The organism is Guptibacillus hwajinpoensis (assembly GCF_005144865.1).
GTDB lineage: Bacteria > Bacillota > Bacilli > Bacillales > Guptibacillaceae > Guptibacillus > Guptibacillus hwajinpoensis_A.
The window spans coordinates 206,118-227,395 of sequence record NZ_SWFM01000003.1; the positions used below are offsets into that span (position 1 = coordinate 206,118).

General features: G+C 35.6%; 23 protein-coding genes. 4 read left to right on the forward strand and 19 right to left on the reverse strand.

Features of this window, described 5'->3' with window-relative positions:
• Positions 1–185: 185 nt before the first annotated feature.
• The 6 genes from FBF83_RS11905 to FBF83_RS11935 all read right to left on the reverse strand — a co-directional run bounded on the left by FBF83_RS11905 (position 186) and on the right by FBF83_RS11935 (position 4,404).
• Positions 186–656, reverse strand: coding sequence for a DUF4188 domain-containing protein (locus FBF83_RS11905; protein WP_136947385.1), 471 nt, complete (start codon positions 654–656; stop codon positions 186–188).
• A 2-nt stretch (positions 657–658) separates the two neighbouring features.
• On the reverse strand, positions 659–1,216 hold the full coding sequence (locus FBF83_RS11910) for a PadR family transcriptional regulator (protein ID WP_136947386.1): 558 nt from the start codon (positions 1,214–1,216) through the stop codon (positions 659–661).
• A 151-nt stretch (positions 1,217–1,367) separates the two neighbouring features.
• On the reverse strand, positions 1,368–2,270 hold the full coding sequence (locus tag FBF83_RS11915; RefSeq protein ID WP_136947387.1) for an EamA family transporter: 903 nt from the start codon (positions 2,268–2,270) through the stop codon (positions 1,368–1,370).
• Between the two features lie 166 nt (positions 2,271–2,436).
• Positions 2,437–2,640, reverse strand: coding sequence for a hypothetical protein (locus tag FBF83_RS21180; protein ID WP_240688081.1), 204 nt, complete (start codon positions 2,638–2,640; stop codon positions 2,437–2,439).
• A 36-nt stretch (positions 2,641–2,676) separates the two neighbouring features.
• Positions 2,677–3,024: a VOC family protein gene (locus FBF83_RS11925; RefSeq protein WP_136947388.1), complete on the reverse strand. Its 348-nt coding sequence runs from the start codon at positions 3,022–3,024 to the stop codon at positions 2,677–2,679.
• Between the two features lie 423 nt (positions 3,025–3,447).
• Complete coding sequence (locus FBF83_RS11935; protein ID WP_136947389.1) at positions 3,448–4,404, reverse strand: alpha/beta hydrolase; 957 nt, start codon at positions 4,402–4,404, stop codon at positions 3,448–3,450.
• A gap of 139 nt (positions 4,405–4,543) precedes the next feature.
• Between FBF83_RS11935 and FBF83_RS11940 the strand changes: the two genes are divergently transcribed.
• Positions 4,544–5,443, forward strand: coding sequence for an ArsR/SmtB family transcription factor (locus tag FBF83_RS11940; RefSeq protein ID WP_136947390.1), 900 nt, complete (start codon positions 4,544–4,546; stop codon positions 5,441–5,443).
• A gap of 127 nt (positions 5,444–5,570) precedes the next feature.
• Here the strand turns inward: FBF83_RS11940 and FBF83_RS11945 are convergent, their stop codons facing one another.
• From FBF83_RS11945 to FBF83_RS11975, 6 genes are all read right to left on the reverse strand, one after another.
• Complete coding sequence (locus tag FBF83_RS11945; RefSeq protein ID WP_136947391.1) at positions 5,571–5,942, reverse strand: VOC family protein; 372 nt, start codon at positions 5,940–5,942, stop codon at positions 5,571–5,573.
• A gap of 118 nt (positions 5,943–6,060) precedes the next feature.
• Entirely contained in the window at positions 6,061–6,570 is a 510-nt protein-coding gene (locus FBF83_RS11950; RefSeq protein ID WP_169525412.1) for a GNAT family N-acetyltransferase, read from the reverse strand.
• Positions 6,571–7,124: 554 nt separating this feature from the next.
• Complete coding sequence (locus tag FBF83_RS11960) at positions 7,125–7,361, reverse strand: hypothetical protein (RefSeq protein ID WP_136947392.1); 237 nt, start codon at positions 7,359–7,361, stop codon at positions 7,125–7,127.
• Positions 7,362–7,454: 93 nt separating this feature from the next.
• Positions 7,455–7,955, reverse strand: coding sequence for a GNAT family N-acetyltransferase (locus tag FBF83_RS11965; RefSeq protein WP_136947393.1), 501 nt, complete (start codon positions 7,953–7,955; stop codon positions 7,455–7,457).
• Between the two features lie 44 nt (positions 7,956–7,999).
• Positions 8,000–8,641, reverse strand: a complete 642-nt coding sequence (locus tag FBF83_RS11970) for a Type 1 glutamine amidotransferase-like domain-containing protein (protein ID WP_136947394.1) — start codon at positions 8,639–8,641, stop codon at positions 8,000–8,002.
• 112 nt (positions 8,642–8,753) lie between these two features.
• Entirely contained in the window at positions 8,754–9,239 is a 486-nt protein-coding gene (locus tag FBF83_RS11975) for a GNAT family N-acetyltransferase (RefSeq protein ID WP_136947395.1), read from the reverse strand.
• A 242-nt stretch (positions 9,240–9,481) separates the two neighbouring features.
• On the opposite strand from FBF83_RS11975, the gene FBF83_RS11980 reads away from it, so the two are divergent.
• Both FBF83_RS11980 and ltaE read left to right on the forward strand, forming a co-directional pair.
• On the forward strand, positions 9,482–11,647 hold the full coding sequence (locus FBF83_RS11980; protein ID WP_136947396.1) for a GDYXXLXY domain-containing protein: 2,166 nt from the start codon (positions 9,482–9,484) through the stop codon (positions 11,645–11,647).
• 266 nt (positions 11,648–11,913) lie between these two features.
• Complete coding sequence (gene ltaE, locus FBF83_RS11985; protein ID WP_136947397.1) at positions 11,914–12,939, forward strand: low-specificity L-threonine aldolase; 1,026 nt, start codon at positions 11,914–11,916, stop codon at positions 12,937–12,939.
• Between the two features lie 123 nt (positions 12,940–13,062).
• Here ltaE and FBF83_RS11990 read toward each other — a convergent pair whose 3' ends face one another.
• From FBF83_RS11990 to FBF83_RS12005, 4 genes are all read right to left on the reverse strand, one after another.
• Positions 13,063–14,061 carry an LCP family protein gene (locus FBF83_RS11990; protein ID WP_136947398.1) on the reverse strand — a complete coding sequence of 333 codons (999 nt, stop codon included), beginning with the start codon at positions 14,059–14,061 and terminating at the stop codon, positions 13,063–13,065.
• Positions 14,062–14,172: 111 nt separating this feature from the next.
• The gene (locus FBF83_RS11995) at positions 14,173–14,712 is read right to left on the reverse strand and encodes a GNAT family N-acetyltransferase (RefSeq protein ID WP_136947399.1); all 540 of its coding nucleotides are present in this window, start codon (positions 14,710–14,712) and stop codon (positions 14,173–14,175) included.
• A gap of 102 nt (positions 14,713–14,814) precedes the next feature.
• The gene (locus FBF83_RS12000; RefSeq protein WP_136947400.1) at positions 14,815–15,045 is read right to left on the reverse strand and encodes a hypothetical protein; all 231 of its coding nucleotides are present in this window, start codon (positions 15,043–15,045) and stop codon (positions 14,815–14,817) included.
• A gap of 620 nt (positions 15,046–15,665) precedes the next feature.
• Positions 15,666–16,538 (reverse strand): HAD family hydrolase, encoded by an 873-nt coding sequence (locus FBF83_RS12005; RefSeq protein ID WP_136947401.1) that lies wholly within the window; start codon positions 16,536–16,538, stop codon positions 15,666–15,668.
• Between the two features lie 859 nt (positions 16,539–17,397).
• Here FBF83_RS12005 and FBF83_RS12010 point away from each other — a divergent pair.
• The gene (locus FBF83_RS12010; RefSeq protein WP_136947402.1) at positions 17,398–18,537 is read left to right on the forward strand and encodes a S8 family peptidase; all 1,140 of its coding nucleotides are present in this window, start codon (positions 17,398–17,400) and stop codon (positions 18,535–18,537) included.
• Positions 18,538–18,692: 155 nt separating this feature from the next.
• Here the strand turns inward: FBF83_RS12010 and FBF83_RS12015 are convergent, their stop codons facing one another.
• From FBF83_RS12015 to FBF83_RS12025, 3 genes are all read right to left on the reverse strand, one after another.
• Positions 18,693–19,601, reverse strand: coding sequence for a GNAT family N-acetyltransferase (locus tag FBF83_RS12015; RefSeq protein WP_136947403.1), 909 nt, complete (start codon positions 19,599–19,601; stop codon positions 18,693–18,695).
• Between the two features lie 63 nt (positions 19,602–19,664).
• Positions 19,665–20,213 carry a DUF4871 domain-containing protein gene (locus FBF83_RS12020; protein WP_136947404.1) on the reverse strand — a complete coding sequence of 183 codons (549 nt, stop codon included), beginning with the start codon at positions 20,211–20,213 and terminating at the stop codon, positions 19,665–19,667.
• An 87-nt stretch (positions 20,214–20,300) separates the two neighbouring features.
• Positions 20,301–21,245, reverse strand: a complete 945-nt coding sequence (locus FBF83_RS12025) for a PDR/VanB family oxidoreductase (RefSeq protein WP_136947405.1) — start codon at positions 21,243–21,245, stop codon at positions 20,301–20,303.
• Positions 21,246–21,278: the final 33 nt, after the last annotated feature.

Below are 21,278 nucleotides of genomic sequence, written 5' to 3' on the forward strand. Positions count from 1 at the left end.
TTATCTGTATTATCTGTATTAACATGTGTAGTACAGTATTAGTATATACAATACAGTTTAGTTTGAGAAGGCTTTTTTTAGAAATTAGTGAGCTATTTATTAAAGAAGCCCGTACCTCGATTTATTTCTCATCGTGGTACGGGCTTCTTTACTTGGCTTTATTCAATGATAGAAGTTCAAACTTGTTACTTACTCAATCGTTCCCTTGCAGTACTTTTAAAAGGAGTGATCGGAATATGGTTTAGTGCTTTTGCTAAACCAAATTTAGGCATATTCCCATAGAGACTCTCAAAATTATGACCCGAAATGTTGTACGTTTCATGATAAATCCCAACCGAAGAGTTGTTTCCTACCCTTTTATTGAAATCACCCCAAGCTTTTAAATGTTTTGCACTTCTCGCATAAGAAAGCAAATCATCTTCAGAGCGCCAATATTGGATCATGAGGGTTGTGCGTAAACTAAAAAAGTTCTCCATAGATAAACAGCCAAGTTCCTTGTTCACGTAAAGCTCCTTTATCATAGGAGGCATTGATAACAATACTGGTAGCCATTTGTGGATGGCCCACCATTTATTAATTCGCATTCCTATTATAAAAACTGTAAACTTATCCTCACTCTCGACTGTAAACCTTCCTGGAAAAACTTTAGTCCCCACCGTTATTCCTCCTTTTGATTTCGTAATTTTTTCTTTGAATTCTCACACCAATCGATTGCTGCTTTAGTCGTTACTAATCCATAGTCTAACGTTAAGATCCAAAAAACAGAGTCTACTTCATCACTTAATTCATTAGTAATCATTTCTTTAATTCCCAAATACGTATTGTATCTATCTAAAAGCTTATTTTGTTGTTGATTTAATAGTTCAATAGACTGATCAACATCCTGATGGCGACTGAAAAAAAGCTTGAGTAGTAACTCGTTTTTCTCAGTTGGAATTTCCTGCAGTGGCTTTTGTAGCCAGGATTGAAGTTCTTGCTTCCCTTCAGCTGTAATGCTGTATTCCTTTTTGTCAGGTTTATCTTCTTGTTTAGTAACTCGAACTGAGGCATATCCTTCTTCAACCAAGTCTTTAAGAATCGGATAGATTTGACCATAACTAATTTTCCAGAAATGATTTAAACTCCTATCAATCATTTGTTTAATCGAATAACCTGTTGTGCAATCAGTTGTTAACAAACCCAAGATTGCATATCTCGTGTTATTTTCCTTATTCAACCCTTCACCACCTATATCTTTTTGATATATATCCGTTAGCTATAAAATAACATAAATTCTCAGGTAATGGCAGATTTTTAACGAAAAATAAAAAGACACCTATCTTCTTGACTGATAAGCGCCTCTATCGCACATTATTTTCATAAATATTTTACTTTGCTCTTCGTTTACCCAAAACGTTTAATAAATAAGCACCTAGTTCATTAATAATCATTGCCATAATGATTAACATGATCCCAACCCATTGCAATAGGGTAACAGTTTCAGAAAGAACAACCATTGCTGCTACAATGGCAACAGGTAATTCAATTGAACTCAATACATTGGCAAGTCTTCCAGAAATGAGAGGAGCTCCTCCGGCAAAGAACAAGGGAGGAATAACAGCCCCCACTAAAGCAATTCCAGCACCTATTAGCCATAACCTGCCGTCATAAAGATGAAGTGAAGATACATCTTGGAAGAAAACGAGCAATACGAGAATGAGAGATCCGCTTATCATTAAAGAGCTTCTGAGAATTGGATGAGAATTAATCGCTACTTGTCCACTGAAAAAAATAAACCCTGCATATGAAAAGCCAGATAAGAGACCAAGAAAAAGTCCCATAGGCGACATTTCAAAAACATTTCCACCAATAATATTCGATGCAAAAAGTACTCCAGTTAAGGTTACGAACATGGAGAATATATTAATTGCTGTTGGCCTACTTTTACTGAACATCCATTCGTAAATCATACCAATCCATACGAATTGAAACAGAAGGATAATTGCCAGGGAAGCTGGCAAATACTGCATCGCTCCATAATAAAAAATACTTGTTAAGCCTACAGATGTCCCTGTAGCAATAACCTTCATACGGTCTACATTTGATATACTTTTGACACTTAAACCTTTAAGTAAACTCATTCCCCATAAGAGAAGAAACGCTATTATCATTTGAGATATATTTAACTGCCCTAAGGAATAGCCGTACTCAAATCCTGTTTTAACGAATATAGGTGTGAGTCCAAAACTCGCAGCTCCTATTAAAACTAGTAAAACACCTTTAGTTTTCATGAATTACTTGCACCTCTTATTTCTTAAGTGGATCAATTAGCATTTATCTTTCATCTTTTTTGAACCCCTTTTATTTCAACAAACTCCTCCTCAGTGATGTCACTCTTATTAGGTAAAAGCAAAGCTTGGAACAATGAAAATAATTCCTGTATCTCCTTATGTTCATTTATGAGAGATATACTTTTCTATACTCTTCTTCACTCTTGTATCGTGTAATTTCCATCCATTTTGCTTCATCCTTCTTGCTACGTAAATAAATAGTATGAGCGTCTATGTATTTATCATAAATTTCTCCAGCTTTTTCTTGAATAGTTAAATACTCTTCTATACATTCTTCTCGAACATAATATTCGTAGACTTTAACAAACATCTTTTCACCCCTAAAGAAAACTAAAGAGTTCGCGTCTTAATGACTCAGAATATTGATAAGCTTTCCAAACGGATCTCTTACAAAGAAACGTTTAACACCCCAGGGCTCTTCTGCCGGTCCATATTCTATTGGAATTCCAGCTTCCCTCATCCGCATCAATGCCTCGTCAAGGTCATCAACCTCAATTGATAAATCAGGAGTTGGTGTGTTGGAACCTCCTTCTGAGGCAAAGCTGATTTGTATATTTGATTTTTCCTTTGAGCCATAAGTTGAAATCCACCCATGATTCATTAGTTGATCAAGTCCTAATATTTCTTTGTAGAAGTATGTTGCTTTTGAAATGTCGTTAGTTTCAATATTTGCAACGATTCTTTTGACGTTCATTTGAACATCACTCCTTTTTCAATATGATATCAAATTCAAATATAAGCAACCTTGGATATAACCAATTATTTTAAAACTATAAATTTAGTACAAACCTTACTTTTTAAAAAGGCTCTTTTCGTAAACATTGTTGCTATAAGAGTGAGGGATTTCCGCTCCAGGATGCTCTCTTTCCTTGGTGCGGGCGGTGAGCCTCCTCGGCGCACAAAAACATTGCGCCTGTGGGGTCTCACCTGTCCCGCTAGTCCCGCAGGAGTCGAGCACCTTCCGCTCCAATCAGCCATGTTTGATTCTTTATACAAAAAATCTTTTAAAAGCAACAATCTTTGAGAAAAGAGCCTTTTAAAAAAAGGAGCCTACTCTATACAATAGACTCTCTATAATCACTTATTCATTATTTTCTTTTACATTTTTTTATTCTGATTATCTACTATTAGACATACTCCCATCTGTCTCTTTGTTTGTTACAAAGTGAACAGCTTCCTCCAACACCTCTGGAAAATCCTCTGGTAACGAATGTCCCAAACCTTTAATCACTATTAATTTGCAGGGTATATGATGAGCATCAAAGAGTGTAACCGCTTTCATAACACTTTCATAAAATGGATCTTTATCACCAGTTATAATGCATCCTCTCGCTTTATCATTGAGACTAGTTGTTATTACCTTTTCGAGTTCATCAATCTCAAATGCAGGAACAATTGCAATAAAGTCATCAAACGCTTCAATATCACTCTTTAAGCACATCTGTGCTGCCATGTTCGCACCTTGTGAAGCTCCTGCAAGAATAATCTCTTTATCTTTCAAGTTGTAGTTTTTTTCAAATTCATTAAACGTGGTGCTAACATCTCTCATTGCCATCTCTTTATCATCCCAGGAATAGCAGGCGTAGCTAAATAATTGTGAAGATTGAGGAATCCCCAATAAGTATTTATCTAATATTTTCTCCTCAGACCATTGTAGAGAAAAGTCTTCTATATTAGAACCCTTCCAATGTAATGGAAAAATGGCCATTTCCGCTAGAGGATTACCTAAGACTTTTAATTCAGCACAAGTAGCTTCCTTTTCTTTTCCATAGATAGAATGACACCGCTCTACGATATTTTGGAATTCAGGTGAATCCTTTAAGATATCTAGCTCAGGATCTGAAGTAAGTAGATCTGGATTCCACCAAAGACCCTTCGCCAGAACTTCATTCAATTCAGCAAGTGCTCTCTCCTGTTTTCCTCCAATGGCATAGAGGCTAGCACTCCAATGGCCCAATCGATCGATCTTATTAGGAAAACTCTTCTTCGCATCTTCCATAACAGATAGAGCCTCAGTAATTCTATCTTCCTGAACAAGTTCGATCACGTATTTTTGTAAATCAGTAAACTTCATTACAACATCCCTCCACTAGTTTGTAGTTCAATACTAATTGAACTACAAAAATAATTCAATATATTAAAAACAAATATATCAATTATTTTTAATCGAAACAATTCATGGTAGAATAGTAAGAAAATGAGGAGGAAGTCTGATGTCTTATGATTTAAAAACATTATACTCTCCTGTGTATGAATTGCTATTAAGCTTTTCTTTATATAGTAGGCAAACTTTTATGAAGTATTTAGAATTAGGTTCTAAATGGCCAGAGAAAGTAGAGGCATTCATTACCCCTGAGCTAAAGGAAGCCATTAAGTTAAAAGAGAACCTTTTCTTCGAAGATTTAATGATATTGTTGATTGAACAATCCCCTGTACAGAATGATATTACGTCTTTCTTCGATTGGTTAACCGCAATGTCAGCAGGTGAGATCTATGAACGTGTTGCTCCATTTCTAGATAATAAGAAAACCCTACCAACAGATCTTTCCTTTCAAAGAGATAGGTCTATTACGCTACTAAAAGCTTGGAACGAGCAGTACTTTCAACAGATAGACCATGAAATCCTCAAACACCTAAAGCAGGATGCTGAAGAAAAAGTAAATTCAATTGAAGAACATACGTCAAAGGAAATTGTGCAACAAGCAAGCAGGTTCATCATTGAAACCGACAAGATAACAAGTATATGTTTAATACCTGCCTTTCACTTTCAACCAATGTCCTTAGTCGACCAGTTTAAAGATAAGTTGTACATTACATATCCTGTTAAAAACAATCAGCTGCAATTTGATAGTGTACTTAAAATGACTAAAGCATTAGGCGATGAAAAACGGTTGAAAATCTTACAACTCTTATCTAAAGGACCATTTACGTTCACTGACATTGTTTCAGAAATCGGTATGGCAAAAGGGAATATTCATCATCATTTGTCGATCCTAAGAGGAGTGGGGCTATTAAACATACACCTTTTTGATGAGCCAAATACGTTTTATTATAGTACGAATAAAGGCTTTACTTCAGATTTAAAGAGTAAGATAGATCTGCTACTCACCTGAAAAGTAAATATGCACACATTTAAAAGAGCTTTGAAGTCACATTACTCCAAGCTCTTTTTGGTATATCCCGTTAAATTTAAACACTAGTATTATTTATTGTCGCTTAAGTATATAGCACGGTCTTATTTTATCTGTGTTGATCGACTAGAATTGCATTTCCATCAGGATCTTCGATTGTAAAACTTGTTGGTCCTGTACTAGTTTCATCAGCTTCTGATATTATTTTGATACCATGTTCTCTAAGCTCTTGTTGAAGATCTCGAACATCCGTAAATGAATCTAGATTATCGGCGTCCTGATTCCATCCTGGATTGAATGTAAGAATGTTGTTTTCAAACAATCCTTGAAAAAGGCCAATTACGCAACTTTCATTCTTCATGATAAGCCAATTTTGATTAGGGTCCCCACCTAAAGCTTCAAATCCCAGAGTCTCATAAAATGATTTTGATTTCATAATGTCCTTTACGCTTAAACTTACAGAGAATGCACCTAGTTTCATATGTCCTCCTTGTTTAAATTAATAATTCCGAATATTATATTTAGTTTAAGTGTACAACATAACTTTGTAAAAGACACCCTTGTTTTCCATATCTATAGGTAAGTATGAATTGTTTAATCTAAATTAATCGCTTATAGTGAACAAACTTCAAAATTTGTCCCCTCATCTTAATTTCTTCTTCACTTGTTGATATTTGTTTAAATCCGTTCTTTTCTAAAACCTTTTGTGAAGCTATATTATTGGAGGTAGTCTTTGCAAAGAGTTGCTTAACACCTTCATTTCTTATTCCTTCTGTAAGTAGCTTTAATGCTTTTTGAGCAATACCTTTTCCTGTGTGGTCTTTACCTACTCTATAACCGATGTGACCTAGATTTTGCAGTTGATCTATATCTACTATGTTGATTCTACCAAGAATCAAATCATGATTATTCTTGATTAAGTGAAAGGAAGATAACCCTAGCGCTTGTTCATTAATTAAAGAACCTAACCTCTCGATAAAAGTTTCAAAATGATAGAATTCATCACCACGACTTGGTACCATGCCTTCAAAATATTCTCTGTTTTCACATTCAAATTCAAATAGTTTTCTAGCATCTGAATATTGTAATTTTTCAATGGTAATTTCCATAATAACCACCAGTTCTGTGTGATTTCTTTTTAATATCCACATAAGCACGATTCTCAATTATCTGGAGTAACTAAGGTCTAAAAATTATTTTTCCTTTGGTTTATGTTCTAATAACTTATCGATCTTTTAATCTACTCTATCTAGTCTAGATTTTCTTTTCCTTTTAAATATAAGGATCTTTTCGTAAACTTTGTTGCTATAAGAGGAGTGGTTGATTTACGCTCCAGGATGCTCGCTTTCCGCGGTGCGGGCGGTGAGCCTCCTCGTCGCTAACGCTCCTGTGGGGTCTCACCTGTCCCGCTTATCCCGCAGGAGTCGAGCACCCTTCCGCTCCAATCAGCTAAGTGGGGTTCTCTATAGAAAAATCTTTAAAAGCAACAATCTTTTAGAAAAGAGCCAAATATAAAGAGTAAAATGATAGCTATAGAAATAGTCAGTAATACCATAACTGAAATGACTTGGAATATTATATCTCCAGCACTAATTCCTAAAAACATAAAACAACCTCCAAATTGCTACTGATTCTACACTTTTAAAAGTTATTGGGTCTATTATTATAGTTCTCCTGTTTTCTTTTCAATTAACGTCAAAACAGCATAAATTACTATGGAAGTAGCAGCTACAATCAAAAAAGCATTTGTTATTAGATTAAAGTCTAATTCATTAATCGTGTTTGTTACTTCACCGTTCATACCAGTTTGGTAAATTGTCCAACCGTTATAGTCTAAGAGAAAGTAAGAAAGTGTTATACCGATTATCAAGCCACCAAGTAACGAAAGCCATGTTTTCATAACAAACCCTCCTTTAAATACTTTATTTACCTTGATAATTTAACCACCCTAACTCTATTCTTCAAAGGGAAAGACCGATCTTCCGCTTTATCCTTAAGCTTTCTTTAGTGTAAATTTATAAAATTTCTTATCTACCTTCATAATTGGAAAGTTACTAGGTAACTCCTCTCTTTCTAATTCGATAAATCCATTCTTTTCATAAAACCTATGTGCAGCCCGGAACTGTGGAGTAGTACCAAGATAAATGGCTTGTAATGATTTATCATTAGCCCAGTCAATAGCTTTGTTTAATAGCATTTTTGCTACTTGGAATTCAGGTCCTCGATAACTTCTGTCTACAAACATCTTCCTTAAAGCAACTTGATTGTTGTCTATGTCTAGTAAGCTTATTGTGCCAATTACCTTACCACCTAATTTTGCTAACCAGAAATTCCCCTTCCCAACCTGATAGAACGAAGGGATTTTGAGCAAATCAGGTTGGGCTTCTTTGGTAATTTGAATATTATATTCATCTTGCTGTATATGTATTATTAGCTTAGACACCTGTTCTTGATATTCCTCCGAATATTCCTCAATACTAAAATTTGAATTCAATTCATACACCTTCTCTATTAAGTTTGCATCTGAATAAGAAAACTTTAAATATTTTTCTTCTTACAATCTTTAAATTTATAAACCGTTTTACTAAGAACCTTTACATTACTATTAGAAAAACAAATAGCTCCACCTTCTGTAAGTGCAATAAATGGTGAATCATTTTCTTTAGATAACTCACAGATTAATTCATCGTCTGTAGAATCATAGTGACACCATAAACGATAATGATTTAATAGATTTAAAGGAGCATAATCAAATGAAGTATCCTCCTTTAATAAGGTATGAGAAATATTACTTCCAAATATGATTGCCCCTGCACTTTGTCCGTAGATCGTGCCTCCACTTTCATAAAACTGAGTTAATACTTCATCGAAGCCACTTTTCCTTATAGCTTTTAACAAAGTCAACGTATAACCTCCACTGAAATAAATAGCAGAGAACTGTTTCACTTCTTCTATCGTTTTGTTTTCTAGATCACTCCACAATGTGATTTCTCTTATACCTAAAGAAAGAAACATACTCTGAACGTAAGCAAGACTACTTTCATATGATCTATATTGTGGGTCACCTGCTAACGGTATATAAAGAAGTGGCTTATCTTTATCAATTGATTCAACAAAATAACGATTTGTTTCTGCATTTTGTTCGATGCTTCCTCCACCAGATAGAATTAAAGTCCCCATACCAATCCTCCAATGAATTAACGTCTTATTTCTTATAAGAGCTTACTCCTAAGTAATGAAAAACGGGAGCCTTCCACTTACATAGAAGCTCCATTATGTTGTAGAACTAAGTTTATATGTTTAAAACCATTCTCAACATTTTAGTTATATGACCTTCGAGATTATCATCAAATTCTGAAACGACTTTAAATCCTTTTGCATGATAAAAATTTCTTCCCACATTATTCTCTTTTTCAACATTAATGTAAATTGAGTTAGCACCCTTTAGTTTCTTGATACCCTCATCGAGTAAGGCAGTCCCAATACCCTTGCCTTGATATTCTGGAAACAAGTATATAGCTCCTAGTTCGACTTCTCCTTGTTCTTTAACTGTAGAGAAATTAGCGAAGCCAACAATTTTTCTGTCTTTTTCAGCCACATATAAGAATGATACATCCATACGCTTTAGCATCATTTCATCACTATAAGCTGTGCTTAAAAAATTTTCTTGGATATCAAGAGGGATGATTGTCTCATATGTAGTGTTCCAGCTTATTTTAGCGACTTGCTGAACTTCTTTAATGTCCTCTTTTTTTATTTTCCGTATTTTGTACTCCATCAAATCATCTCCCTTAATACGATATACTTGCTGTTCCGTTAACGGCTCAACTCTTCAATTCCAATTATTTCAAAAGGTTACGAATATCTCAATCTTTTATTTCATAAATAGGAATTCTCTTAGGATTATGTAGATAAAGTCAGTTCAGGGTTTTGATATACTTGAGGTACTAACAGTCTAGAAGACATATACTCCATATAACGCAAACTTTGTTAGACGATTTAATTTAGAGGAGGGAATTAATGAATTTAAAGCGGATTCATACAGGATACTTACTAGGTTTATCTTTGCTTATCAGTAGTGTAATCTATTTCTTCGCATCTAATTGGCAAGGAATTGAACGGATTGAAAAGATCGGGCTTGCTGTTGGGCTCATGTTGTTGTTCTTCGTATTATCTACTATTCTCAGCCGCTTCCAGCATTCACACAGATTTCTAGAAAAATGGCTCTGGCTAATTGGAACGATAGCGTTTGGTATTAGTGTGGCAATCATTGGTCAAACCTATAATTCACATGCGGATTCGTACCTTCTTTATATTATCTGGTTGATACCAGTTATGGTTCTGGGCGCACTCACCAGGTACAAAGCATTCTATGTATTAGGTTTTTTATTAAGTCAGCTCGCTTTTTATTTCTATGTGTTTCCAACCTCCTATTTTCCTGATTGGAAACCAGAAACAGCAGTAGCTTTACTGCTTATTTATTTACTATTCACCCATTCGTGGTTTTTTCTCTCTCGCTCCTCCCTACTGCATTCAAAATGGATTACTTTCGGGAGCTTTTGTTTTATTCATCTTGTATTTTTCGCCTCAAGTTTTGGCTACTGGGAGTACAGTACGTTCATCGCTTGGCTCTATTTCGGATACGGATTGATAAGTGTGTTTCTATGGAAGCATCGTGAACAAAAGGAACTGTTTATTATAACTGGAATAGCACTAGGACTATTTATATTCGGAAAAATATTTGAAGAATTATTCAACGTAATGGGTGACTTTCTACCGTTTTTCTTATTAGCTATTGTTGGCTTAATCGTATTTCTAACAGTTAAGTATATTTCTAGATTGGAACTAAGTGAAAAGGGTTCAGAAACGTGGAAACGCGTGTTTAAATCATCCATACTCTTTGTCGTAACTGTAGTCAGTACGGTTATGTTAATCTCTGCGTTTTCCGGTATCATGTTTCTAATCTTTAGTTGGGACAATGCCCTTGCTATAATGTTCTCGTCTATATTTTTATTGCTACTACCAGGTGTCGCTATAAAAGATAAAATTCCGTTTTTATCAAATATCTTACTCCTATCCGGATTGTCAATCATACTATCAGCCAATTTGACACATTCGTTTTCTTATAGTTTTCAACCAGAAGCGATGGTTGTTATAGTCGTCTCTTTTTGTATGATAGGTGTCGTGCTTAAACTCATAAAGAACCCATGGATTGGTTCGTATTCTTATCTCCTCGCAAATGGAGTAGTTCTCTTATTCCTTTTTAAACTTGAAGAATCAGTCATTTCAATTGATCACTATGAACCGTTGCTGCTGCTTGTTCTCGTTATCTGTAACGGACTGATTCATATTCTAGTACGTGATGGCTGGTTCAATCGAAATGCACTGGCTTATAGTGTAGCGCCTCTATTCATCTTAACGTTTTTCTTTGAAGGGCAGTGGTTATACTGGCTTCTAAATAGTGTGTTTCTCCTTCTATCCACTGCCCTTGTCTTTTACAAACCATGGCAGTCAAATGCGTTTCGGTATTGGGTAGGACTCATTTTATGGTATGCGTTCCTGTTCTACAAGTACTATGACATTGCTTGGTCACTCGTTCATAAATCAATCACGCTGTTGGTGGCTGGTATTCTCGTATTATTGATTACACGATTGGTATCAAGAAAGTACACATCAGCTACTGTTGGAGAACCCACTTTCGTCGCAAACAGATGGAAATCAATATGGTTAGTAGTCATAGTGATGGTTGCATTCGTTACTTATAATGGTGTGAAAAACGAGGTAACGATTCAAAATGGAAAAGAGGTTCGTCTTGTTCTTGCACCTATTGATCCTCGCTCTATGTTACAAGGGGACTACGTGACGCTCCGTTACAATATCTCAACTTTGCCTGAAGCAACAGAACTTCCGGCTAATAAAAAGATAAAAGTGGTAGTCACCCCCACACCACAAGGGATCTATAAGTACGGAGGATATTATAAAATCGAAGACAATTGGAATAAACCATACGAACCTTCTGATGACGATGTTGTGATCAATGGTGTAACATATGGAAATAACGATGTTCAATACGGAATCGAGAGTTTCTTCATTCCAGAAGGTACAGGCCAGGTTTTTGAGGATAAGAAGATAGCCATTATTAAAGTAAGTGAAAATGGCAATGCACTACTAATTGATTTAGATTGAAAAGAGTAAAGTTACCTTGTTGTTAAGGTAACTTTTTTCATTCTTATCTTGTTACAGTAACAAAGCGTTGGAACTCTAAGGTCTTCTTCCAGGATCTTATATTCCGCAAGACGTTGAATTCTACAGAAACCATAGTAACACTGCAAACTCTTTCAACACCTTGCTTTTCTGATATCCTAACTTGATTCACATACAAAATAACTTTATACTTTTCGTGCATTACATTGTACATTTTTATATTGTAAACGTTATGGGGAGGACGAATTGTGTTAGACTTACGCAGTGATACAGTAACAAAACCAAGTGAAAAGATGAGGAAAGCGATGTACGAGGCTGAAGTAGGGGATGATGTTTACGGTGAAGATCCAACAGTAAATAAGCTAGAAAAATTAGCTGCCAACATCCTCGGAAAAGAAGATGCCTTATTTGTAACAAGTGGTACTCAGGGAAATCAAATTGCCGGATTAGTACACTGTAAGCCAGGCCAAGAAGTAATTATGGAAGCCCAAGCGCACATCTTTTTATACGAAGCTGCAGCATTGTCTGCATTTGCTGGAGTTCAAATTAAGACTTTAGAAGGTGACAATGGTGCTATGAAACTAGGGGATGTAGAAGCAGCTATCCGAGGCGACGATATTCACCAGCCTGAAACGGGTCTTATATGCATAGAAAACACGCATAATAAAGCAGGCGGAGCTGTTATTCCTCTTGAAAACATGGAGAAAATCTATCAACTATCAAAAAAACTTGGTATTCCTGTTCACTTAGATGGTGCACGACTATTCAATGCTTCTGTAGCTTCTGGTATCCCAGTAAAAGAATTTGCAAAGTATACCTATTCTGTACAATTTTGCTTATCTAAAGGGTTGGGGGCACCTGTAGGTTCAATGATTGCAGGTTCCTCTGAATTTATTTCACAAGCTCGGAAATGGCGCAAACGATTAGGTGGTGGCCTAAGACAAGTTGGCGTGCTAGCTGCACCTGGTATTATTGCCCTCGAGGAAAATATAAAGCACCTTGAGCAAGATCATGAGAACGCAAAGCAACTTGCTGAAGGACTTCAAAATATTGAAGGGATCACAATTGAAAATAAAGTAGAAACAAATATTATCTTATTAGACATTACAAAATCTAATACAACAACTGAGCACTTTGTAAATTATTTAAAAGAACAAAATATATTAGCTGGCCCATTTGGTCCGAACATTATTCGATTTGTTACGAACAATAGTATTACGAAAAAAGATATCGACAATGTCTTAGTAGCTGTTCAAAAGATAGTAAATCGTTAACCAATATAATCATATACCTAATATATATTAAAAGGAGCACTTACACTTTGTTCAGTAAGCGCTCCTTTTTAATTGAATTATAACCGAACTCAAATGTATCCGATTCATACATTCTTTTTGAATTTATAATAAATTTAAAGAGTCTTTTAATTCTCTCTTCAAAATATCTAACTGTTCGAGATCTGGTATAAAGTAAGAAGGGCCATCTACTTCAGGCGTAGTTCCTTTTATTTCTTTCGTTTCAATGGAAGTTGAACCCATTGATTTGAACTTCCTCTGAAGGGCTAGGATTTCCCCTGGTTTTAAATTTGTCTCAACATTATCTTTCAACACATCTGAAATCTTATTAATCTCAAAAATCGTATCTCCTGATTTGACTTCATCGACAGTCGCTTTAATAAACTGTTTCTGACGCTCTTCTCTTGAATAGACCGTATTCACATCGCGCTTCCTCATTCTTACAAAAGCTAGGGCTTCTTCCCCATTCATTTTTGTTACTCCTTCGTCGAAATAGATACGATCATTTGAGTAGTAATTCTTTTCCCAGAATGGATATTTCACGTCAACCTTAACTCCGCCTATTGCTTCTACAATGTCATGAAAACCATCAAAATCAACTGCTACATAACGATCAATCGGGATTTCTAATAGATCTTCCACTGTTTCTACAGCTAATTTATTGGCTCCGTACTGACTAAGATACCCGTATGTATAAGCTGCATTTATTTTATGGCTCCCAGCATATTCAGTATTAACTTTATCTCCAGACATCTCCACTTTCGTATCTCTTGGAATACTTGTCATGGTGACATTCTTTGATTTAGGATCAAGGGTTAGAACGATTTGGGTATCTGCTCTCCCACCTTTCCCATTCGAAGTATAATTTTCAATTCCTAGAAGTAGAATCGAGATCGGATCCTTGCCTATGTCGACTCTTGTATCTCGTAACTCTGACATATCATTTTCTCGGTCGAGTTCATTAAAAGACTGCTTTGCTGTGTCATATACCGAAAAAAACAAATATGCACCAACACTAATAAGAAATAATAGAAACACAGAAAGACCGATGCGTACTTTCCGTTTAAGCTTTTTTCTTCTTCTATTTTTGATTCGATTACTCATAACTTTCTCCCTTATATCATTCACTTATTTACTATGATTCTAGCATATTTAATTGAATTTAAATTTAACATCTGTACGATCCGCTTAATTTAAGTAGCCACTTATGGAAAATCACAATCGCTTCCTTAACTCCATATCAGCGAAACTAGAATCAGAGTGTTCTTTGTCTCCAAAGAAGCCATTTATAGTATTAAGACCAAGTTGTGTCCAAAATCGAATAGCTTGCCAGTTCTTTATTGATACATTCGCACGAACTTCATCATATTTGGTGTGTTTCAAAATACTTAATAATCCAATAACAACCTCTTGTCCTAGCCCCTGTGATTGATATTCTTTATCTATGTACAGATAATTAATGTAAAATGTTTCAGGGTTTGGATGGCCATGATAAGTGCTAAGTATTCCAACATTGAGTTCAGTATCTTTTATCCGTAATACTTGGATCTTAAATTGTTCTTTCATACCATTGGGTGGTAGATCCCCTGTAGTAAAACAACGTTGAATATACTTGCTATCAAGGCCGTTCCCGCTCCATTGTTTAATATAACTGCCTTGTTCATATAACTCTTGAACGATTTGAATATCGTTGTCTTTAAGGTCCTCAATGATGAGCCTCTTAGTATCCCACATCTTAGGAATTTGTTTCAACACTTTTTTACGACTCCCTATAATTTAAATGATTTTTAAGTCATACACCTAAATAGTCTTGTTTTAATACTGCAACCGTTCGTCTAAATTGGACATGCTCACTAGTTATTTTAACGGCATATATACATTAGTAACTTTTTCATTTAATCCATCAATATTCTTAAATAATTCTTCGAGAACTTCCAAAGCTCTTTCTGTTGTTCCATATGTTCCTAGCGTTTTTTTCCATTCAATAAAGAACCTTCTTTCTACAACACCTTCTATGTACCTCCCTTTTACTGATATTTCCTTCACATACAATAAACTCTTTTTATTTTGAGTCATAACCCAAATCATATAATCCCCCTACTTATAATGTCTCTACAAAATCACCTATTCTCACAGTTACAATTATTTCAAAATAATGGAATGAACTCAATCTTTTATTTCATAAAAAGGAAGCCCATCATCTTACAGATAAGCTCCCGATTGTTTAAAACATTTGCTGTTTAGAATTATGCGATTAATGATGCTTGATTAGTAAATTTTATTTTCAAAAGGCTGTTTTCATAAACATTGTTGCTATAACAGTGAGAGGGATTTCCGCTCCAGGATGCTCGCTTTCCGCGGGGCGTGCCGCTTGAGCCTCCTCGGCGCACAAAAACAGTGCGCCTGTGGGGTCTCACCTGTCCCGCTAGTCCCGCAGGAGTCGAGCATCCTTGCTCCAATTAGCTAAGTGTGGTTCTTTATACAAACTTCTTTTAAAAGCAAAAATCTTTTAGAAAAGAGCCTTTCAAAACGATCGCAGTAAAAACATTTGAAATTCCAGTTATTACGAATATTCAAATCAGTACAATTTACCAAGTTATTTATTTCAACTGAATGGAACCTATCTAATTAATGATAAGCTCCATTTAATAGAATAGAGATATCAGATTAGCTTTTCATTGTTTTAGCCAAAGTCATTATTTAATTGATCATGTGTTTTTTATAGTCTCTGCCACTATTGTCGACTTTAAATAATGATAGACGCCGTCATCATCACATGTAAATTCCGTCACATCGTCGACGATTTCTTTTACTTGGTCCGATGCATTTTTCATTGCTACTGCATAATCAACAAACTGAAACATTGGTAAATCGTTGTTACTATCACCAATAGCTAATGTTTCTTCCTCAGACAAATTAAAATATCGTAACATTTCCTTGATACCAGTGGCTTTGTTCACATCTGCTACCATCACTTCGACATTATGATCAGAAGATATTGAGGTAGTAAAATCGATGTCTTGCTTTATATTTTCTAGCTCATCTTTCCATCGATTGATATGTTCTTTCGTTCTTGCGAAGAAATAGAATTTGGAAAACTTATTTTCTTCGATCTGATCTTTCCAGTCGATTTCTTCTTTAATTGCTTGTTGACGTGAAAGCCATTCATTAAGCCCAACACTCTCTGGCTTTGGATTTCTAATTTCTTGTTCAATAAATATACGATCTTGTTTTAAAGCTATACGGTCTGCTCCATATGGGAAGAGTTCATAATAAACTTTATGTTCTCTCGCTTTTTCGATAATTTTTTCAACCAATTCAAGAGCAAGTGAATGCTCAAATATGACCTTTTCCCCATCATACCCAGCCATACCGTTTGAAGAGATGATCCCATCCACTTGAAACCCAGCAGGTACAAGCTCGTTTATTTCATCCACAGCTCTGCCTGTTGCGATAAAAACGTATATTCCCTTATCTCGTAATTCATCAATAATTTGTTTCGTTAATCTACTTACCTTATTATAGTGATTCAAAATCGTACCATCCATATCTAAGAAAATAGCCTTTGGCTTCGTTACCATAGTGATTCCCCCTATATTGTTATAAAATCTATTTTTTTATTTTACTTATAACTTAAAAGAGCTAATTGCAAAATGTTTTTTGCCATTTTTACTGCTGTCACATAATAAAATGACCTTTCATTTATTTAAAAACCCTCTATATCCATCCAATGAAAGCAACAAATGGTGTGATAATAAGGATACTTATCTCAGTACTTCCGATACCTTAAACAGGTTTAAAGCATGTAATAACACTGTTAACGATTTTGGGGCTGTCAAACCAAACCATAAGCCCACTAAGATTGTAGCATTGCATTCACCTCTTAGTCATTATCAGCAAATAAAATGTTATTCCTCTTCAAAAGCTTAATCCGTTATTTCACTTTAAAGGGAGCCTATCTTGTTACAGATAAGCTCCCTGATTGTTAAATCAGATTAGTATTTGATAATGTACACACCTATCAAAATGTTAGTAGATTAATATTTTTGATGCCACTGTAACAGTTGGATTGATTGAACAAAGAGTATATCCAGCTTCGAAAACATAAGCTGCTGTTAATAAATCCTATGAGTCATAACACAACCACTCTAAATGGAAGGAATTTCAAAACTAAACACCAATCTTATAATTTTCTTCAATTACACTCAAACCTTTTATAATAACACTATTTTTAGAGATTGTTTATTGGGAAAATGCTGTACTTCTTAACTCGTTAACCTTCATCCAAAACCATACATTTCCCAATATTATAAATTTATGGTTCGTGTTACCATAAAATTAGTAATAGTCGAACTTTTCTGACATACATATCCGGGCCCGGGATCAGAGCACCACGAGCACATAGTTTGATTGTTATAAAACATGAATGGAGGAAAAGAAATGAAAACTACTTTAAGAAGACTCAGTATTATTCTCAGCATGGTTCTCGTTCTATCGTTATTGGCTGGATTCTCTTCACCTTCTGCATCTGCAGCACCGGCGGACAAAGGACCGAAAAACTTCCTCGTTGGTTTTAAAACAAACATTCAACAAGCTCAGATTAACAACATACAGAAATTAGGTGGACAGGTTAAGCATCAGTTTAAATTCATGGATACGATGCTCGTTTCCTTGCCTGAACCAGCGGCAAAAGCTCTTAAGAAGAACCCTAATGTGTCGTATGTAGAAGAAGATCAAGTGGCACATGCGATCGGACAAACAACACCGTGGGGCATCCCTCACATCAAAGCAGATCAAGTTCATGCGACTGGAAATACTGGTTCTGGTGTTAAAGTTGCAGTTCTAGATACAGGAATCGACGCTAGCCACGAAGACCTTAACGTTACTGGCGGTGCAAGCTTCGTTTCAGGTGAGCCTGATCCATACAATGATGGCCATAGCCATGGTACGCACGTTGCAGGTACAGTTGCTGGACTAAATAATAATGTTGGTGTCTTAGGTGTGGCACAATCTGCTAGTCTTTACGCTGTAAAAGTACTAGATAGCTCTGGTAGCGGAACTTACAGTGGCATCATCCAAGGAATCGAGTGGTCAGTAGACAACAATATGGATGTTATCAACATGAGTTTGGGCGGCAGCTCTGGTTCAACTGCACTTAAAAACGCGGTTGATAATGCTTACAACTCAGGTGTGTTAGTTGTTGCGGCAGCTGGTAACGAAGGTACATTCTTCGGCTTCAACACGATCGGATACCCTGCAAAATATGATTCTGCGATGGCAGTCGGTGCAGTAGATTCCAACAACAAACGTGCATCGTTCTCAAGTGTTGGATCTGAGCTTGAAGTAATGGCTCCTGGCGTTAACATTCTAAGCTCCGTTCCTGGTAATAGCTACGCTAGCTACAACGGGACGTCTATGGCTTCTCCTCACGTTGCTGGAGCAGCTGCGCTTATCTTGGCAGGCAACCCTAGCTTATCAAACGTAGAAGTTCGTCAAAAGCTTAATGATACAGCCAAACCACTTGGCGATTCTTTCTATTATGGTAACGGCTTAGTTGATGTGTACGAAGCGACAAGATAATAAATAACAAAAAGCATGAATCGATATCTAGTCCGATTCATGCTTTTTTATTATTTTCTTCCGTCAGTAATAACCTACCTAAATTGAGCGCTTACTTTTCTTAAGCAACCACCACTATTGATGAAGATCAATTAATCATATTTTGTTACAATATTTTAGTAAGTAAATGAATTCTTTGTTAGTTTAAAATAATCCATTGTAGAAGTCTCTTTGAAACCACAGGATTGGTAAAGGTTTAAAGCGTTGCTGTTCTTTACAGCAACTTGAAGCATTATCTGTTGAACTTGTTTCTCTTTTAATTTCTCTACAGCTTTCATCAGAATATCTCTGCCATAACCTTTCCCTCGATATTCTGGAAGGACTCCTAATCCATAAATTCCACCTACACCATTCTGAACTTCCATATGAACTTTACCTATTATAGTTTGATTTATTTCAGCCAGAAAAGTATCCATTCCGTGCTTTGATTCTTCCTCAGGCAGTGTTAAATCTTCCTCCGACGAATTCACTTGAAAGTATATTGCATTTTGTCTTGCAATTTCTTTTGCATCTCTATTAAGAGCCTTCCTAAGATTCAAGTTTTTCAAAGCGGTGGCTCCCCTCGCTTCACCTATCAAAAACATCTCATATTCTGAGTTTTCGTAATGAGCTCCCGTACTCTTAATAAATTCTATTCCAGATGTAGATTTGCGGTCAGATAACAAAAGCATATGTTGCGATTCTCTTTTGTTCCACTCATCTTTCACTAATGAAAACAAACGTCTGAAGACTCCCATTTCCCTAAATTCAGGATGAACCATCCCATTTACTTCTATTGTTTCTGAACCAAATTGACAGATCCCCATATAGCCTATAAGCTTTCTTCCATCATAAAACATAAATTCATTAATCTTATCTTTACCTATACTCTCATTAAGAGATTTACTTAATTTGTAATCAAGTTCTAGTTTTAGTGTTATATTTTCTTTTTCAAGGCAGCATTCTCTTAAAATTACTATATCTTCGTAATCTGCTCGATCTAATGAAAATTTTAGTTTTATAGATGGATTTTCTATTGTTTTCATTCTAAATCATATTCTCCCATTTTCTTTTATAGTTTTGTTACTTCGTTCATTCCTATTATTAGTTTAATTAACTTCAACTACTATTTTGTCAAAATACTTATCACCAATGTAAACTAATAGTGCCCATTTCCCTTTCTTATTTAACTGCATATTAGAAGGCAAAGAAGCATCAGCACCATTGATTGGTCCAGCAGGAGAATCATAAGTCCAAACATAGTGTACATCTTCAGCAGATGGGTCAATTAGTGCAGGAACAATTTCATTACTCCCTTTTTTAATAGCTAATACCTTTAAATCTCCCTCTGGTATGGCGCCCCAGAAATGCCACATATACTTTTTACCACTGCTCTTAATAAATGGCTCATCAATAAATCCGACTTTGTCAGGTACCCCTCTCATTACATAACTGCCAGAATTGAATGTTTCGGATACTTCCCAATCAATGTTTTGTATTACCTTCTTATCAACATTGACCGGTGGCTCCTTCTCTTCAGTCTTGGAAGAAATTGCGGATACGCTATTATTTATAGATTCTTCCGTTTCAACCGTATTGTTACATCCAAATAGCATAATCAGCATCAATGACAAAAAAATATACTTTGCGAATTTCACATAATTCCACCTTTAAAGTAAAAGTTCTTATTCAATTAGAAAGCTCATTTAATGGTTACTTATAAATCCCCTTTGTTTCAAATCACATCAATCCACCGCTATAGAGATATGATCTATTCCTCGCGAAACGCACGCCAGCATTTTATCCCTTTTTTCATCATCTGTTAGAAAAGCATCGTTATGTAGTACTTCTCCATTACAAACCTTTACTTCGCATGTGCCGCAAATTCCCCTTCGGCAGGCGAATGCTAATGGTATTTCAGCTTTGTGTAAAGCGTCTAATAAGCTTTGGTCTTCTTGAACTAGGACCTTTTTTTTCTTATTCTCGATCGTCACTTCAAATGGTTGAGGATTTTCAATTACTTTTGCCGGTTTAAATCGTTCTTCATGAATATATTTTTTCGGATAACCAAGTTCCCTGCAATAATCTACTATGAAATCCATAAAGGATTGAGGCCCACATGTATAGATATGAGCACCTACTTTCAAGTTCTTTAGTGTTTCTTTTAACTTCTTTTTTTTGCTGTCTCTCGCCATAAAGTAATAAATGATCTGATTCGGATACATTTCATTCATCTCGTTATAAAATGGGCAATCGTCCTCGCTTGATGGAGCGTAATGAAGTTCAAATGATTCTCCTAAACTTTTTAAGTATGCCATCATTGACAGAAATGGCGTAATGCCTATTCCCGCTGCAAAGAAGACGTGGTGCTTTGCCTCTAATCGTAACGGAAAATAATTATGTGGAGGTGATACCTTCACTACATCTCCTTCATTGATCTTTTCATGCAGATAAGAAGAACCGCCTTCTTGTTGACCGATTTTCTTAACTGCAATCACATATTCATTTTCCATATCTAAAGGATTATTAATCAGGGAGTATTGCCGATTACCCATAGGAAGGTGGAGGGTAATATGCGATCCTGCTCCAAAAGAAGGAAGTTCAGTTCGCTCCGATATAAACGTATACCTTTTTATATCAGCTGTTAGTTGCTCAACTTTTCGGACTTTTACTTCATAAAAGTCATCCATTATACCTCACCCTTATACATGGAATACACTCTT

Excerpts from the sequence above, each read along its gene's own strand:
- FBF83_RS11960 (WP_136947392.1), bottom strand. The coding sequence starts at position 7,361 with ATGAAAACATGGCTTTCGTTACTTGGTGGCTTGATAATCGGTATAACA.
- FBF83_RS21180 (WP_240688081.1), bottom strand. The coding sequence starts at position 2,640 with ATGTTTGTTAAAGTCTACGAATATTATGTTCGAGAAGAATGTATAGAA.
- FBF83_RS11950 (WP_169525412.1), bottom strand. The coding sequence starts at position 6,570 with ATGGAAATTACCATTGAAAAATTACAATATTCAGATGCTAGAAAACTA.
- FBF83_RS12015 (WP_136947403.1), bottom strand. The coding sequence starts at position 19,601 with ATGAAAACAATAGAAAATCCATCTATAAAACTAAAATTTTCATTAGAT.
- FBF83_RS11990 (WP_136947398.1), bottom strand. The coding sequence starts at position 14,061 with ATGAGTAATCGAATCAAAAATAGAAGAAGAAAAAAGCTTAAACGGAAA.
- FBF83_RS11915 (WP_136947387.1), bottom strand. The coding sequence starts at position 2,270 with ATGAAAACTAAAGGTGTTTTACTAGTTTTAATAGGAGCTGCGAGTTTT.
- FBF83_RS12000 (WP_136947400.1), bottom strand. The coding sequence starts at position 15,045 with ATGATTTGGGTTATGACTCAAAATAAAAAGAGTTTATTGTATGTGAAG.
- FBF83_RS11935 (WP_136947389.1), bottom strand. The coding sequence starts at position 4,404 with ATGAAGTTTACTGATTTACAAAAATACGTGATCGAACTTGTTCAGGAA.
- FBF83_RS11970 (WP_136947394.1), bottom strand. The coding sequence starts at position 8,641 with ATGGGGACTTTAATTCTATCTGGTGGAGGAAGCATCGAACAAAATGCA.
- FBF83_RS12010 (WP_136947402.1), top strand. The coding sequence starts at position 17,398 with ATGAAAACTACTTTAAGAAGACTCAGTATTATTCTCAGCATGGTTCTC.
- FBF83_RS11975 (WP_136947395.1), bottom strand. The coding sequence starts at position 9,239 with ATGGAGTACAAAATACGGAAAATAAAAAAAGAGGACATTAAAGAAGTT.
- FBF83_RS11945 (WP_136947391.1), bottom strand. The coding sequence starts at position 5,942 with ATGAAACTAGGTGCATTCTCTGTAAGTTTAAGCGTAAAGGACATTATG.
- FBF83_RS11980 (WP_136947396.1), top strand. The coding sequence starts at position 9,482 with ATGAATTTAAAGCGGATTCATACAGGATACTTACTAGGTTTATCTTTG.
- FBF83_RS11940 (WP_136947390.1), top strand. The coding sequence starts at position 4,544 with ATGTCTTATGATTTAAAAACATTATACTCTCCTGTGTATGAATTGCTA.
- FBF83_RS12005 (WP_136947401.1), bottom strand. The coding sequence starts at position 16,538 with ATGGTAACGAAGCCAAAGGCTATTTTCTTAGATATGGATGGTACGATT.
- FBF83_RS11925 (WP_136947388.1), bottom strand. The coding sequence starts at position 3,024 with ATGAACGTCAAAAGAATCGTTGCAAATATTGAAACTAACGACATTTCA.
- FBF83_RS12025 (WP_136947405.1), bottom strand. The coding sequence starts at position 21,245 with ATGGATGACTTTTATGAAGTAAAAGTCCGAAAAGTTGAGCAACTAACA.